Genomic DNA, 14,912 nt, shown 5'->3' with positions numbered 1-14,912 from the left:
CGGTGGGGAGGCGCCGTGGCGGAGAATGGTGGTGTGCTGGAAATGACGCGCGAGGAGTTCGAGGAACTGGTCGCCGAGGCGCTGGACCGGATCCCGCCGGAGCTGACCCGGCTGATGGACAACGTGGCGGTCTTCGTCGAGGACGAACCCCCCGCCGACGACCCCGAGCTGCTCGGGCTCTACGAGGGGACGCCGCTGACCGACCGGGGGGAGTGGTACGCCGGTGTGCTGCCGGACCGGATCACTGTCTACCGGGGGCCGACGCTGCGGATGTGCGACACCCGCGAGGACGTGGTCGCGGAGACCGAAGTGACGGTCGTTCATGAGATCGCGCACCACTTCGGGATCGACGACGAGCGGCTGCACGCGCTGGGCTACGGCTGAGGGCTGTCCCGGCACCCGAAGGGCCGCGGCCCGGCGGGAGGGCGTTCCGGAACCCGTGCCCGGTGTGATCGGCCGGGCCTGGTGCGTGTCCTCAGGTGGGGGGCGGGAGTTGGGCAGGGCGTCCGTGCCGCCGTCCCTGCGTTCCGGATCCGGAGGTCCCGCCGTGCGCCCGAGCCCACATCGCCCGTCCCTGACGCCGACACCGTCCCCGTCGTCGTCCCCTGCCCCTTCGTCGCGCCCGCCGTCGGCCCGGGCGCGTTCCCGGGCCGCCGCCGCGGCCGTGACCGTCTCCGCGCTGGCCGCGGCGCTGGCCGGCTGTATGAGCGTGAGCGACCCGGAGGAGCCGAAACCCTCCGGCAGCACCGTGCGGCACGACGGGAAGGACGGCTGGTCCGGCCCCAACGGGGTGACCGTGGACGGGCGCGGCGACGGCCCGCGGCGGTTGGGGCGCGACGGCGCGGCGCACCCGGCCGGCGGCAAGGGCAAGAAGGCGGGCAAGGCGTCGAAGAGCGCGGCACCGGAGCCGTCCGGGCCCGGTACGCCGTCCCGGCCGGTGCGGCCCTCGGGCCCCGAGCCGGGTGCGGGCGGCGCCCACGGCGGCTCCGGCGGCTCTGGCGGGCGGCCTCATCCCGAGCCCTCGCCGACGCACCCCGACCGCCCGGCCACCCCGCCGGCCTCGTCCGCGCCCAGTACGCCCCCCGCGCAGCCGACCGCGCCGCCGAGCAGCCCCCCGCCACCGCCGAGCTCCCATGCCTCCGGCCCGTCCCCCGTCTCGCCGATGGCGTCGCAGTCGGAGCTCTACGACGAGGAGGCGTGAGGGGTTCCGGGCGGGGCGGGTGGCTTTGTCCGGGGCAGCGGAGGGCCTGGCCAGACGGTCATTTGCCATCCGGGGGGCGGAGTGCGTATGGTGGTAGATCGTTTGATCCCATTTGCCCGGCGCCAGAACAGAAGCGCGCCGCGTGGCGCGTTCTCTCCCTTGCCGTGGCTGACCGCATAGAGGCGGTCTTTGTGAAACACACGGAGTTTGGGCGCGTGCCGAGACTCCGGAAGGTTTCGCATTTCGCATGTCCATTTCCACTGAGCAGTCCGTCATGCCCGCAATCGACGAGCAGACGGCCCCCGAGGTGACGGCGGTCGACGAGTCGCCCGAGACCGAGACCGACACCATCACCTTCGCCGACCTCGGACTGCCCGAGGGCGTCGTCCGCAAGCTCGCGCAGAACGGCGTCACCACCCCCTTCCCCATCCAGGCCGCGACCATTCCGGACGCGCTGGCCGGCAAGGACATCCTCGGCCGCGGCCGCACCGGCTCCGGCAAGACGCTCTCCTTCGGTCTGCCGGCCCTGGCGCAGCTCGCCGGCGGCAGCACCGAGAAGAAGAAGCCCCGCGCGATCATCCTCACCCCGACCCGTGAGCTCGCGATGCAGGTCGCGGACGCGCTCCAGCCCTACGGCGACGTGCTCGGCCTGAAGATGAAGGTCGTCTGCGGCGGTACGTCCATGGGCAACCAGATCTACGCCCTGGAGCGCGGTGTCGACGTCCTCGTCGCCACCCCGGGCCGGCTGCGCGACATCATCAACCGTGGCGCCTGCTCCCTGGAGAACGTCCAGGTCGCGGTCCTCGACGAGGCCGACCAGATGTCCGACCTGGGCTTCCTGCCCGAGGTCACCGAGCTGCTCGACCAGATCCCCGGCGGCGGCCAGCGGATGCTCTTCTCCGCCACCATGGAGAACGAGATCGGCACCCTGGTCAAGCGCTACCTGACCAACCCGGTCACCCACGAGGTCGACAGCGCCCAGGGCAACGTCACGACCATGACCCACCACGTCCTCGTCGTGAAGCCGAAGGACAAGGCGCCGGTCACCGCCGCCATCGCCGCCCGCAAGGGCCGCACCATCATCTTCGTCCGCACCCAGCTGGGCGCCGACCGCATCGCCGAGCAGCTCGTCGAGTCCGGTGTGAAGGCCGACGCACTGCACGGCGGCATGACGCAGGGCGCGCGCACCCGGGTGCTCGCGGACTTCAAGGACGGCTACGTCAACGCGCTGGTCGCCACCGACGTCGCCGCCCGCGGTATCCACGTCGACGGCATCGACCTGGTCCTGAACGTCGACCCGGCCGGTGACCACAAGGACTACCTGCACCGCTCGGGCCGTACGGCCCGCGCCGGCCAGTCCGGCACGGTCGTCTCGCTGTCGCTGCCGCACCAGCGCCGGCAGATCTTCCGGCTGATGGAGGACGCGGGCGTGGACGCCTCGCGCCACATCGTCGGCGGCTCCGGCGCCTTCGACGAGGACGTCGCCAAGATCACCGGTGCGCGCTCGCTCACCGAGGTCCAGGCCGACGGTGCCAACAACTCCGCCAAGCAGGCCGAGCGCGAGGTGGCCGAGCTCACCCGTGAGCTGGAGCGCCTTCAGCGCCGCGCCACCGAGCTGCGCGAGGAGGCCGACCGGCTGACCGCCCGGGCCGCCCGCGAGCGCGGTGAGGACCCGGCCGAGGCGCTCGCCGCCGCTGCCGAGACCGCCGCCGCCGAGGTGGCCGAGGCCGCCGTTCCGGCGCAGGCCGACGCGGCCGACGAGCGCCGCGACGACCGGGGCAACTTCGAGCGCCGCGACCGTCGTGACGACCGCTCCGGTGGCCGTTCCTTCGACCGTGACCGTCGTGACGACCGGGGCGGTTTCAGCCGTGACCGTCGTGATGACCGTTCCGGTGGTGGGTTCAACCGTGACCGTCGTGATGACCGTTCCGGTGGTGGGTTCAACCGTGACCGTCGTGATGACCGTTCCGGCGGCGGCTTCAACCGCGACCGTCGCGATGACCGTTCCGGTGGTGGGTTCAACCGTGACCGTCGTGATGACCGTTCCGGCGGCGGCTTCAACCGCGACCGCCGCGACGACCGTTCCGGTGGCCGTTCCTTCGAGCGTCGTGACGAGCGTTCCGGTGGCGGCTTCAACCGCGACCGCGGCGACCGTCCGAGCCGCCCGTTCAACCGCGACGACCGCTCCGGCGGCCGTACCCCGGGCCGTTCCACCGGTGGCTTCCGTTCCACCGGCGGCGACCGTCCCTTCAACCGTGACGACCGCTCCGGCGGCCGTCCGGCCACCGGTGGCCACCGCTCCGGCGGCGACCGCCCCTACGGCCGTCGTGACGACCACCGTGGCGCCGCCCCGTCCGGCTCCTTCGGCCGTCGCGAGGACAAGCCGCGCTGGAAGCGCAACGGCTGATCACCGACGCTGATCCGCGGGGCCCGTACGCACTCAAGTGCCGTGCGGGCCCCGCGCGTTGTACGGTCCACCGCGGGCCCCGCACGGCCCGCGGACCGGCCATGTGGCACCCCGCCGAATGGCTTGATCCGTAATGCCTTCGGGCTGCGGCACAACCTCGGGCTATGCTGCTCGGTGCGGGCCATTAGCTCAATTGGCAGAGCAGTGGACTTTTAATCCATTGGTTCAGGGTTCGAGCCCCTGATGGCCCACCATCATCGGTCGAGGAGAACTCCTCTGACCTGCAAGGCAGCGCTCCCATCGGCTCAGGCCGGTCGGGGCGCTGTTTCGTTTTCGGCTTGTGCGTGAGCGATGCGTGAGCGGGAGCGCCTGAGTCCTCGCCAATGGGCGTTGCCCGGCGGGTCCTCGGGACGAGCTGCGCCGCCTTCTCGGCTATCTCGCGGTCGAGTTCGGGCAGCAGGCTCGTGTACGTGTCCGAGGTCAGGGCGATGGTCGAGTGGCGCAGGACCTCCTTCACCGTGTGGATGTCCCCGCCGCCTCCGTGCGTCAGGGTGGCCGCGACGTGGCGCAGATCGCGAAGCGTGATCGGCGGGAGGGTCGTTGACGCCAGAATGCGGCGGAAGGTCTCGGAGACGGTTTCCGGGTGCAGGGGCGAGCCGTCCTCCTGAGTGAAGACCTTGCCCGAGTCCTGCCACGCCGAGCCCCATGCCAGGCGCTCCGCGTCCTGCCGGGCCTTGTGGGCCCGCAGGACGGCCAGATTCAGGCTGTCGAGCGCGATCGTGCCGGCGCTGCCGTCGGTCTTGGGTTCGGACTCGTACGGGGCCCAGCCGTCCACCACGATCTCCTTGGCGGGAGTGATCAGCCCCGCCTCCAGATCGATGTCCGTCCATTCCTGACCGACGCCCTCACCGCGCCGCAGGCCGCGGGCGCCGACGAGGTGGAAGAACGGGTAGAGGCGGTCGCCCTCGGCGGCGTCGAGGAAGACACCGAACTGTGCCGGTGTCCACACCATGACGGGGCTCGGCAGCTTGTCCGTCTCGCGCCAGCGGCGAACGCGCTCCTCCGTCCAGAGCAAGGGCTTCGGCCGCTTGCCGGATTCGAGTTCGACGTGGGCCGCCGGGTTGAACGTGATGAGTTGCTGGGCGATGGCCGCGTTCAGGGCAGCGCGCAGGGTCCGGCGGATGGCCTGCCGGGTGGCAGGGCCGTTCAGCTTCCGGAACGGCTTCATCTCGGCCAGCTTTTGCTGCTCCTCGGCCAAGCGTGTCCGCTCGGCGGCGGTGGGCCGCCCCGGCTTGCTCGGCTTGCAGCGCGCGATCTGCTCACTGCGGGCCTGGTTCTCGGTCTCGATCACCTCGTTCTGGAGCACCATGGCATCGAACATCTCCACCAAGTGGCCGACGTGGAGACGGTCGAGGCGGATGTGCCCGATGCGCGGCTTGAGGTGGACGCGGATGTGCGACGCGTAGCCGTTGAGCGTCGTCTTGCGCCGCTTCTTGGAGGCGAACCACGAGTCGAGCCACTCCCCGACGGTGACGGTGCCACGAAGAGCCAGCCCCGCCCTCAGACGTCGGCGGGTCTCCTCCGGCTCGGGAAGCGGCGCCTTCTCGTCGGCGATCTCCTCCAACATGGCGGTCAGCCGCTCAGTGCTGTCCGGGTCGTCCTGGTCGACGAGAGCGAGGAGCGCGCGTATGTGGTCCAGGTCGGCCTGGGCGGCCTTGAGGGTCTCGTAGCCGGCGCGGCTGAAGGAGCGGCGGGTGCCGTCTTCGCGGGGCGGGAGTTCCTGGCGTATCGAGTAGGAGCCGTGCTTGCGGCTGATGAGCTTGGGGCAGTTCTTGCCGAGCGGCTTGCCGGTCTTGGGGTCGCGGCAGTAGCAACGGCGGTGCGTGGAGCCCTTCAAAGGCGTTCCTCCGATGTGGTGTGGGTGTCGTCCTCGGGCGGGTCGACGTCGGCCAGTGCGGGCGGCAGGTCGGGTGGGGTGGCTCCGTTGTCGCGGAGGTCCCGGCGGAGATAGCGGAGGTTGTACTTGGCGGAGAGGCCCTGGTCGGCGTACTTGGCCCGCCTGCCTTCGGCTTCTTCCTGCTGAGCGGGGCTGGTTGCTGCTTCGGCCGTGAACCGCGCCCGTTCTTCCTCTTCGATTGCGGTCAGGGCGGTGCTGACGAGGTCGGCGTGGGCCTCGAAGTCGGGCGCTAGGCCCGCGTCATGGCCGGGCACGTCCTGTTCGCCGGTGAAGCGCCGCAGGGCGTCCCAGGTGGGTACGAGGTCCTGGAAGGGCAGTTCCTGGGTCTGGTCGACGTAGCCGACCGGGAAGATCAGGGAGCCCGGGTACGTCTTCAGGGCGGCTGCCAGGACCATGACGTCCACCAGCGGGAGGCTGGCCCGGCGACCGGACTCCATGTTGGCGATCACGTTGCGCGGGATGGGGTGCCCGAGCCGCTCGCACTGGTCGGCCAGTTCCTGAGCGCTCCACCCCATCTCCTTCCTTCTCCGCCGGACTTCGCCGGCCACGTTGGCCTTGATGCGGTCCTCCCACTCAGGGAAGCCATCCTCTTCATCATCAATACCGTGTTGTGTCATGTAGACACATTAACTTGAGGATCCTGGTTGGTAGACGCCTGGAGCCGGACGTGAGGGCCACGTTCGCCGAGGGCTGTACCGAAAGGGATGTCGTATGCGCGAAAGCGTCGCAGTCGGACGAATGAACGGGATGAGCCGGGAAGATCTGCTTGCGCTTCCGGTAGCCGTTGACCTGGAGACCAGTAATCGCGCCTTGGGGCTCGGGCGCAGCAAGGGTTACGAGCTGGCGAAGCGGGGTGCGTACCCCTGCAAGGTCCTGCGGCTCGGCAACGCCTACCGGGTGGTGACCGCGGATCTGCTGGATCTGCTCGGGTTGGCGGCGTGAAAGGGCGGCAGCGTAGCAGGCGATTCTGCGTTGAGCTGACACAGAATCGCTGGACTGTTGGCGGGCGTGGACGTACGGTCCGTGTTCCCTCGCGATGCCCTGGTGCCCGCGAGACGGGAAAGGGCCCCCGGCGGTGCAACGCCGGAGGCCCCAGCAACCCCGAACGGCCCGTCAAGAACCAACCCGGCGGCAAGGGCGCGCAAGCCCGCCACCGCCAGACGAGGAGCTGCCCTGTGGAACATGCGGGAGCCGAGCCCTATTCCGACTCCAACAAGCCCGTATGGCCGCCTGTCGCCGTCCCCGGCCAGCCGAGTGGCGACCCATCTCTGCCGTCACCGGAAGAGCCGCCCACCGTCATACCCGACTCCGCTCCGGTATCCGAAGGCGAGCAGGTGCTGACAGAACTGCGGGAGCAGATCCGTCGATACGTCGTGCTGCCGAGCGAGGAAGCCCTCACGGCGGTCACTCTGTGGGTGGCGGCGACCCATCTGCAGACCGCATGGCAGCACGCCCCGAGGCTGGCCATCGTCGGGCCGGCCAAGCGGTGCGGCAAGTCGCGGCTCCTGGACGTGATTACCGAGAGTGTCCATGACCCGCTGATCACGGTCAATGCCTCGGCTGCCGCGGTGTTCCGGTCGATCACGGACACCCCGCCGACCCTGTTGGTCGACGAGGCCGACACGCTCTTCGGCTCCGTGAAGGTCGCGGAGAAGAACGAAGAGATGCGCGGCCTGCTCAACGCGGGACACCAGCGCAACAGGCCCACCCTCCGGGTCTCCGGCCCCAACCACGAGGTCGCGAAGTTTCCCACCTTCGCGATGGCAGCCCTCGCGGGCATCGGCGACCTGCCCGACACGATCATGGACCGGTCGATCGTCATCCGGATGCGGCGCCGCAGGCCGGGCGAGAAGGTGGCGGAATTCCGCACCTTCCGCGATACCCCGACCCTCCACGCGCTGCGCGACCGGCTCGCCGCCTGGCTGGCGCCGCTCCACGCCGAGGCGATGGAGCTGACACCGGACATGCCGGTCGAAGACCGGGCGGCTGATACCTGGCAGCCGCTGGTGTCCGTCGCCGACCTCGCCGGGGGCCAGTGGCCCGACCTCGCCCGCACCGCCTGCCGGGTCATGGCCAAGCACGAGGCCGAGCACGACCAGGACAGCAGCAGCCTGGGCATCCGCCTCCTGGCCGACATCCGCCGGGCCTTCGCCGTTATCTGGACCGTTCGGGAGCCGCGCGCCCTACCGACGCTGTAACGGGCCGAGCATCGAGGCGAGTTGCCCCACGCACGCCCTTCCGCGGCGCGTCGGTCGGTACGTCAGAGCCGGTGGGCTCTCCCTGTGCAGCGGTAGGGCGGTGGACCGGCGTACGGCATCGGCCTCCGTGGCCACCATGGGCCACCGGCTGGTGTGGTCGATGTCGCGGGCCACGGTGCAGCCGGTGCGGTGCGCGCCGTGGCACGGTCTCGGGCCGCTCGGGCCGCTCGGGCCGCTCGGGCCGCTCGGGCCGCTCGGCTCAGCTCGACTGGATCGACTGGAGCATGTTCAGGCGGGCCGCCCGGCGGGCCGGCCAGATCGCTGCCAGGACACCGATCACCAGTGCCAGCGCCAGGAATATCCCCAGCTCGCCCCATGGCAGGAGGGTCTCGTACGTGTCCATCGTCGAACTCACCAGGCCGCCGCCGGCCCAGGCCAGGAAGATGCCGGTGCCGATGCCGAGCGCCGCGCCGAACAGTGAGATGACCACCGACTCCAGCCGGACCATCTGCTTGATCCCGGTGCGGTCGAGGCCGATGGCCCGCAGCATTCCGATCTCGCGGGTGCGCTCGAAGACTGACATGGCCAGGGTGTTGACGACGCCGACGACCGAGATGAGGAGGGCCATGCCGAGCAGCCCGTACATCATCTTGAGGACCGTGCCGATGTCCGCGCCGCCGTCCTTGATGGCCTGCTCGTGGGTTTGGACCTCCATCAGCGGGCTGTCGCCGAGTGCGGCACGGATCTTCCGCTCAAGGCCCGCAGTCTGGCCGGGTTCGGCCTTGACCAGCACTTTTTCGAGCTTCTTGGTGTCGGAGTACGGGAGGGTGTCGGCGAGCGTGCCCAGTGCTTCCTCCGTGGTGGGGGTCGAGGCGTAGACGCCGACGACCTTCAGCTTCCGCTTCACCTCCTTCTCGCTCCGGCCGGTGGTTACGCCGACGTCGAGGGTGCTGCCGACCTTGAGCCCGGCCTTGGTGGCGAACTCGTCGGAGACCGCGATCTTCCCGGGGCCGATGTCGCGCAGCGAGCCGGCGCGGAAGTCGAGATTCGCGGCCTTGCCGTAGGTCTTGGGGTCCGTGCCGGTGATCCCGATGAAGTTGAGCCCCCCGGTGCTGACCGCCGCCGTGGTGGTGGGGACGGCCGTGGCGACGCCGGGCACCTGCGCGATCTTGGCGGCCGCGTCCACTTCGAGCCCGGTGGTGATGGTGTTGGCGACCGTGTAGTCGGCGGTCAGGCCCTGGGTGGCATCCGCGATCAGGGCGCGCTCGGTGGAGTGCCCGACCACGGTCAGACCGCTGACCAGGGCGAGTCCGACCATCAGGGCGGATGCGGTGGCGGCGGTGCGGCGCGGGTTGCGCAGCGCGTTCTCCTTGGCCAGCTTGCCGGTGACGCCGAAGAGGCGGGTGGTGGCCTTGCCGGCCAGGGTGATCAGCGGGCGGGAGAGCAGCGGTGCCTGCACGATGATGCCGACGATGGTCAGCGCGGAGCCGAGCATCGCGATCATCAGGTAGGTCTGGTCGGTGGAATCGACCGTGTAGATGTACAGCATCAGCAGCGCCCCGGACCCGGTGAGCAGGGTGCCGAGCACATTGCGGACCACCAGGGCACGGGCGGGCGGGGCCTGGTCGATGCTGCTGAGCGCCGCCACGGGGGCGATCTTCGCGGCCTTGCGGGAGGGCAGCCAGGCGGCCAGGACGGTGATCAGGACGCCGACCACGAGCGACCAGATGACCGTCCCTTGCGAGATGACCAGCGGTCCGGCGGGCAGCCCGGCGCCGCTTGCGTTCAGCAGCGGGCGCATGACGGTGGCGATGCCGATGCCGAGGACGAATCCGACGGCGGAGGCACCGAGCCCGAGGAGGGCGGCCTCGATGAGAACGGCCCGTACGACCTGGCGTCGCGAGGCGCCCACGGCCCGCATCAGCGCGATTTCCCGGCTGCGCTGGGCGATGAGCATGGTGAAGGTGTTGGCGATGATGAACGCGCCGATGAACAGCGCGATGCCGGCGAAGCCGAGCAGCGTCTTGGTGAGAAACCCGGTCTGCTCGCCGATCTGCTCGGCCTGCTCGGCGGCCAGGTCTTCGCGGCTGGTGGCCCTGGCGCCCTTGTCGGGGAGCAGTGCCCGCACCCGGTCGGTCAGCTCGCTGGAATCGGTACCGGGCTTGGCCGCGACCGCGATCTCGTGGAACTGGCCGGGGTGGAGGAAGAGCTTCTGTGCGGTCCTGGTGTCGAAGAGCGTGAGCGTGCCCCCGGCGTTGACCCGCGGGTCGTCGGTGGCGACGGTGCCGACCAGCTTCTTGGCCAGGCCGGGCCCGTCGATGGCGAAGCGGACGGTGTCACCGATCCGGTAGCCGGCCTTCGCTGCGGTCCTGGCGTCCAGCGCCAGTTCGCCCTCGGCGGCGGGTCCGCGGCCTTCCTTCAGCGAGATGCGGCTGTCCTTGCCGGGCAGGTAGTTGGTGGCCAGGTTCAGCCGGGCCTTGTCGGTGTTGACCGGCAGGCCGTCCTTGCCGGCCACGGTGACCATGCCGTTGACGGTGGGGCGCACCGCGGCGACGCCGGGCAGCGCGCGGATCTTGTCTGCCAGCGCGGTGTCGAGCGTGCTGGACGGCGTGCCGTCCGGGCCGCCCGTTCCCGCGACGCTTGGGCGCACCTGGGACTGTACGGAGACGGCCACGCCCTTGAGGCTTGTGCCGGCGGCCGTGCGGTAGGCGTTCGCGGTGGTGTCGCCGAAGATGAGGGTGCCGGAGACGAAGGCGACGCCCAGCAGGACCGCGAGCGCGGTCATGACCAATCGGGCTTTGTGCGCAAAAACGTTGCGCAGAGCTATTCGCAGCATGTCGGTTTCAGTCCTGGAGTGGTGCGGGGGGGGACAGGGAGCCGTGCGGGAGGGCGCGTCAGCTCGCCGGTCCGCTGGTGTCGAGGAGCCGCATACGGTCGAGCACGGACTCGGCGGTGGGGGCGGCCAGTTCGTCGGTGATCTGCCCGTCGGCGAGGAAGACCACGTGGTCCGCGTAGGAGGCGGCCACCGGGTCGTGGGTGACCATCACGACCGTCTGCCCCAGCCCGCGTACGGACTCCTGCAGAAAGCCCAGCACCTCGGCGCCGGAACGGGAGTCGAGGTTGCCGGTCGGCTCGTCGGCGAAGATGATCTCCGGTCGGCCGGCCAGCGCGCGGGCCACCGCGACGCGCTGCTGCTGGCCGCCGGAGAGCTGCGAGGGACGGTGCTGCAGCCGCCCGGAGAGGCCGACGGTCCGCACGATCAGATCCAGCCACTGCCGGTCGGGCTTGCGGCCGGCGACATCCATCGGCAGCGTGATGTTCTCCATCGCGTTGAGCGTGGGCAGCAGGTTGAACGCCTGGAAGACGAAGCCGATCTTCTCCCGGCGGAGCTTGGTGAGCCGTCGGTCGTCCAGGCCGGACAGCTCGGTGTCACCGACGTGGGCAGAGCCCTCGGAGAGCGAGTCGAGCCCCGCCATGCAGTGCATCAGCGTCGACTTGCCGGAGCCGGACGGCCCCATGATCGCGGTGAACCGGCCGCGCCCGAACTCCACGCAGACCGAGTCGAGGGCAACGACGCGGGTATCGCCCTCGCCGTAGACCTTGGTCAGTCCCGTGGCGCGGGCGGCGGCACCGGAGGGGGCCCTCAGGCGGGTGGTACGGGTGGTGGACTGCGACATGGCTGCTCCTGGAAGGGGTGCGGGACTCCCGACCATCGTGGCCGCGGCGCACCCCCCAACTCGTCGCTCTCAGGGCGGGGATGTGCCGCCTGCCGAAGGTCAGACCCGCCCCGGCCATGTCGCCCTCACGGACCACGGCCTCTCTGCCCAAAGACAGAGTCGACGGCCGTCCTGGGCTCAGCTCATGAGCCCGGCCCGGTACGCCAGCAGCGCCGCCTGCACCCGGCTTTCGCACCCCGTCTTCCCCAGGATCGACCCGACATGGGTCTTGACCGTCCCCACCCCGATGCCGAGCTGCGAGCCGATCTCCAGGTTCGACAGCCCCGCCCCCAGCATGACCAGCACCTCCCGCTCCCGGTCCGTCAGCCCCGCCACCCTGCTGTCCGGAGCGGCGGCCCCGGCACCCGCCGAGCCGCCGCCCAGCATCCGGCGGATGACCGACCCGGTGACGCCGGGCGAGAGCACCGCGTCCCCCACGGCCGCGGCCCGTACCGCGCTGATCAGCTCCTGCGGCCCCTCGTCCTTGAGCAGGAAGCCCATGGCGCCCGCCCGCAGCGCCCGGATGACGTTGTCCTCGTCACCGAAGGTGGTGAGCATGACGACCTGCGGCCCGGGGTCGAGGGCGACCAGTGGTCCGACGGCCGCGAGCCCGTCGAGAACCGGCATACGGACGTCGAGGAGCACCACATCGGGCCGGTGCTCGGCGGCGAGCCGCACGGCCTCGGCGCCGTTGGCCGCCTCACCCACCACCTCGATGCCGTCGGCGTGCTGGAGGATCACCCGGACACCGTGCCGGATCATCTGCTCGTCGTCGGCGAGCAGCACCCGGATCACGGAATCCTCCCGGGAGCCCGCCGAGTTGGCCTGTTCAGTCATGTGCCGTGCTCCCAGCGGGCGGTTCGGTCACCATCGGAACGGTAATACGGTCGATCGCGATCAAAGAGTCGGACCGGAAGCAGTAGCGGACGATCTCCAGCCGCCCGCTCTTGGGCTCCTCGCTCGTGTGCTGATAAATGCAGTCCGTGGCGGAACCCGGCCGCCTCGGCTCGTGCCCGGTGGCGGCCGCGCGCGACGCGGTGTCGTCCCATCCCACGGCGCGCTTCACCCGCTCCCTCGTCATCCCCAACCGGGGCTCCTCGCCGCTCGCGGGCAGGGACGTGAACTGCGCCTGGTCCACCAGCACGAGCCCGAACATCATCAGCACGACCACCCCCACCAGGCCGAGCAGCCCCGTCACGGCGCCGCCGAGGCGCCGCTGGAGGGCGGAGAGCCCACTGCCGGGCTCGTCGACGGCCACCGGCCCGTTGTCGTCCGACGCCGTGTCCGCCGTCTCCGCCCCGGGCCCGGGGTCGGCGGGGATGTCGGCCGCCACGGCGAAGCCGCCACCGGGCGTCCGCTCCGCCTCCAGGGCGCCGCCGAGCAGCGCCACCCGCTCCCGGAGCCCGATCAGCCCCTGTCCGGAGCCGAGCCCGGTCGCGGCGGCGGGCGCGACGGGCGGCACGCCGTTGCGCACCTGGACCACCACCCGCTCGTCGGTATGGCGGACGGCGACAGTCACATGGGCCCCGGCCGCATACCGGTGGACGTTGGTGAGCGACTCGCGCACCACCCGGTGGACCGCCCGCCGCACCCGGGCCGGCCGGCCGTCGAGGTCGGGCCCCTCCCAGGAAAACGCGACGGGAATACCACCGCCCTGCGACTCCTCGACCAACGCCTCGACATCCGCGCGAGTGCCCGTCGCATCGGTCAGCACATCCGTACCGGTGTCCCTCTCCACCGGGCCGAGGACCCCCAGCGCCTCCCGCAGCTCCTGCATCGCATCGCGTGTGGCACTCCGTACCAGCGCGGCCTCGTTTTGCAGCGCGGGCGCCTCCTTGAGCAGCGCCATCTCCAGCCCGCCCGCATGCAGGGAGACCAGGCTCAGCCGGTGCCCCACCAGATCGTGCATCTCCGCGGCGATACGCGACCGCTCACGCATACGCGACTCGCTGTCCGCCAGCCGCCGCGCCTCCTCGGCGGCGGCAGCCCGCTCCCGCAACGCCCGCAGCAGCCGGTCCTGCTGCCCCACGGAGGTGCCGACCAGCCCCGGCACGACGACCGTGACGGTGGCGAGCACCGCACCAAGGGCGAGACCGAACTCCCATCTGGACAACCCCATCCAGGGCGCGAACATCACGCAGGTCACCGGTGCCAAGGCGACCGCCGCGAGCAGCACCCCGGCACGCCGCCGCGGCGTCTTGATCTGCCGGGCCGCGGTGTAGGCGGCCACCGCGGTCAACGGCGCCACAACGGGCACCACCCCCATCAGCGCCGCCAGCCCGACCACACCGGCCACCGGGAACCGGCGCCGCACCAACACCAGCACCACTGCGACGCCGATGAGCCCCAGGGTCGCCGCGCCGCCCTCCAGCTTGAGGTAGCTCACACCGCCGCCGCCCTTGTACATCACCAGCACCAGCGCCCCGGCCAGGACCACCTCACCCGCCGCCCGCCACAGCAGCCACCGCCCCTGCTCCCCGGGCCCCGCAAAGAGGCTTCGGACGGGACTGTTCTCGGTGACAGGCGAAGCGCTGAACGACATAACGCCGATTATCACGCTCCCGTAGCGGGGGTTCCCTGGTCCTTCAGGGCGACCCCGCCTCTACCAAAAGGCGGAGGGCCTGACGGAAGACGGAGGAACGGGTACGGGCGGGGTGAGGGCCGAAGGCGCCCCGGCTGGGCCGACGCTCAGGTGCTGCATGCGGGCCGCCCGCCGCTCTCGGTGAATGGATGACGCATGAGTGATGACCATGAGTATGGAGAAGTGCTGCCGCAAACCGCCTGCACAGACTCGACCGTGAATCACGATCCATCGCCGATCGCCAAGCCTCTGCCGCTGCGCGATCAGCACCACAGCCGGGCGTGCCCCATCCGTGCCCTTCAGCCCGGTCAACAGCGGTCACGAGGGGTACCACGGACACCCTTCGAACGACCAAGGAGAGCAGCGTTTGCCCAGGTCAGACGACACCTGACCGCCCTGGACCCCGTTGATTCCCAAGCTCAGAGCGCGGGTTCGATTCCCGTCACCCGCTCCATAGTTGAGGCCCAGGTCAGCGACCTGGGCCTTGTTCGTTGCCTGGACCAGTTCAGGCGTCCCGCACCAGATCCGCACCAGAAGGCCGACTCCCTCGCCCAGACCTTCCTCGGAGCTGCACGGCACGAACTGCGAGAAGCAGCACGGCATTTCGAGCGTGCCACTCGCTCCCACGTCCGCGCCAAAGACGCTGAAATGTACGCGCTGCGCCGCTAGGCCCACCAGATCGTCCACTCCGGGCCCGCCCTCGGCCGCGGTCAGGACGGTGCCGCCACGATCCGTACCACACTTCCCCACCGTGCCGACCGCCGGCAAGCCGAACCTGGCCGGGACGCGCTGGCTGCTGTACTCGGCCAAGCCGAGCGCGCCGGCCACGACACCGTCGCCCTGCTGACCCAG

At 70.8% G+C, this 14,912-nt stretch carries 10 protein-coding genes, 1 tRNA gene and 2 pseudogenes; 6 read left to right on the top strand and 7 right to left on the bottom strand.

The genetic code is table 11. The features are described 5' to 3' along the window. Nucleotides 1–33 precede the first annotated feature (33 nt). The 4 genes from QT196_RS18720 to QT196_RS18705 all read left to right on the top strand — a co-directional run bounded on the left by QT196_RS18720 (nt 34) and on the right by QT196_RS18705 (nt 3,862). Nucleotides 34–384 (top strand): metallopeptidase family protein, encoded by a 351-nt coding sequence (locus tag QT196_RS18720; RefSeq protein ID WP_030989320.1) that lies wholly within the window; start codon nt 34–36, stop codon nt 382–384. Between the two features lie 280 nt (nt 385–664). Continuing rightward, entirely contained in the window at nt 665–1,201 is a 537-nt protein-coding gene (locus QT196_RS18715) for a hypothetical protein (protein ID WP_290355276.1), read from the top strand. Between the two features lie 247 nt (nt 1,202–1,448). Further along, complete coding sequence (locus tag QT196_RS18710; RefSeq protein WP_266737276.1) at nt 1,449–3,608, top strand: DEAD/DEAH box helicase; 2,160 nt, start codon at nt 1,449–1,451, stop codon at nt 3,606–3,608. A gap of 178 nt (nt 3,609–3,786) precedes the next feature. After that, nucleotides 3,787–3,862, top strand: a tRNA-Lys gene (locus QT196_RS18705). Between the two features lie 137 nt (nt 3,863–3,999). Here the strand turns inward: QT196_RS18705 and QT196_RS18700 are convergent. Next, nucleotides 4,000–5,505 (bottom strand): annotated as a pseudogene (locus QT196_RS18700) (tyrosine-type recombinase/integrase); the annotation flags it as partial. Then, complete coding sequence (locus QT196_RS18695) at nt 5,502–6,167, bottom strand: helix-turn-helix transcriptional regulator (protein ID WP_290356680.1); 666 nt, start codon at nt 6,165–6,167, stop codon at nt 5,502–5,504. The pseudogene QT196_RS18700 and the gene QT196_RS18695, both read right to left, overlap by 4 nt. Before the next feature lie 109 nt (nt 6,168–6,276). On the opposite strand from QT196_RS18695, the gene QT196_RS18690 reads away from it, so the two are divergent. After that, on the top strand, nt 6,277–6,507 hold the full coding sequence (locus QT196_RS18690; RefSeq protein WP_211117374.1) for a hypothetical protein: 231 nt from the start codon (nt 6,277–6,279) through the stop codon (nt 6,505–6,507). A 326-nt stretch (nt 6,508–6,833) separates the two neighbouring features. After that, nucleotides 6,834–7,718 (top strand): annotated as a pseudogene (locus QT196_RS18685) (DUF3631 domain-containing protein); the annotation flags it as partial. A gap of 304 nt (nt 7,719–8,022) precedes the next feature. Here QT196_RS18685 and QT196_RS18680 read toward each other — a convergent pair. From QT196_RS18680 to QT196_RS18660, 5 genes are all read right to left on the bottom strand, one after another. Then, nucleotides 8,023–10,599, bottom strand: a complete 2,577-nt coding sequence (locus QT196_RS18680; protein WP_266737270.1) for an ABC transporter permease — start codon at nt 10,597–10,599, stop codon at nt 8,023–8,025. Nucleotides 10,600–10,657: 58 nt separating this feature from the next. Beyond that, entirely contained in the window at nt 10,658–11,440 is a 783-nt protein-coding gene (locus tag QT196_RS18675; RefSeq protein WP_290355275.1) for an ABC transporter ATP-binding protein, read from the bottom strand. Between the two features lie 177 nt (nt 11,441–11,617). Beyond that, nucleotides 11,618–12,316, bottom strand: a complete 699-nt coding sequence (locus QT196_RS18670) for a response regulator transcription factor (protein ID WP_168480196.1) — start codon at nt 12,314–12,316, stop codon at nt 11,618–11,620. Next, nucleotides 12,309–14,021, bottom strand: a complete 1,713-nt coding sequence (locus QT196_RS18665; RefSeq protein WP_290355274.1) for a histidine kinase — start codon at nt 14,019–14,021, stop codon at nt 12,309–12,311. Before QT196_RS18665 ends, QT196_RS18670 begins: the two co-directional genes overlap by 8 nt. 357 nt (nt 14,022–14,378) lie before the next feature. Continuing rightward, nucleotides 14,379–14,888, bottom strand: a complete 510-nt coding sequence (locus QT196_RS18660) for a hypothetical protein (protein WP_266737266.1) — start codon at nt 14,886–14,888, stop codon at nt 14,379–14,381. Between the last annotated feature and the right edge of the window lie 24 nt (nt 14,889–14,912).

It is taken from the genome of Streptomyces sp. P9-2B-2 (genome assembly GCF_030406865.1).
GTDB classification, from domain to species: domain Bacteria; phylum Actinomycetota; class Actinomycetes; order Streptomycetales; family Streptomycetaceae; genus Streptomyces; species Streptomyces platensis.
The sequence above is the reverse complement of the archived record's forward strand: the minus strand, read 5'-3'. Positions and strand labels throughout refer to the sequence as shown.

Coding starts and splice junctions, on each gene's coding strand:
- QT196_RS18680 (WP_266737270.1), bottom strand. CDS start 10,599: ATGCTGCGAATAGCTCTGCGCAACGTTTTTGCGCACAAAGCCCGATTG.
- QT196_RS18675 (WP_290355275.1), bottom strand. CDS start 11,440: ATGTCGCAGTCCACCACCCGTACCACCCGCCTGAGGGCCCCCTCCGGT.
- QT196_RS18690 (WP_211117374.1), top strand. CDS start 6,277: ATGCGCGAAAGCGTCGCAGTCGGACGAATGAACGGGATGAGCCGGGAA.
- QT196_RS18665 (WP_290355274.1), bottom strand. CDS start 14,021: ATGTCGTTCAGCGCTTCGCCTGTCACCGAGAACAGTCCCGTCCGAAGC.
- QT196_RS18670 (WP_168480196.1), bottom strand. CDS start 12,316: ATGACTGAACAGGCCAACTCGGCGGGCTCCCGGGAGGATTCCGTGATC.
- QT196_RS18710 (WP_266737276.1), top strand. CDS start 1,449: ATGTCCATTTCCACTGAGCAGTCCGTCATGCCCGCAATCGACGAGCAG.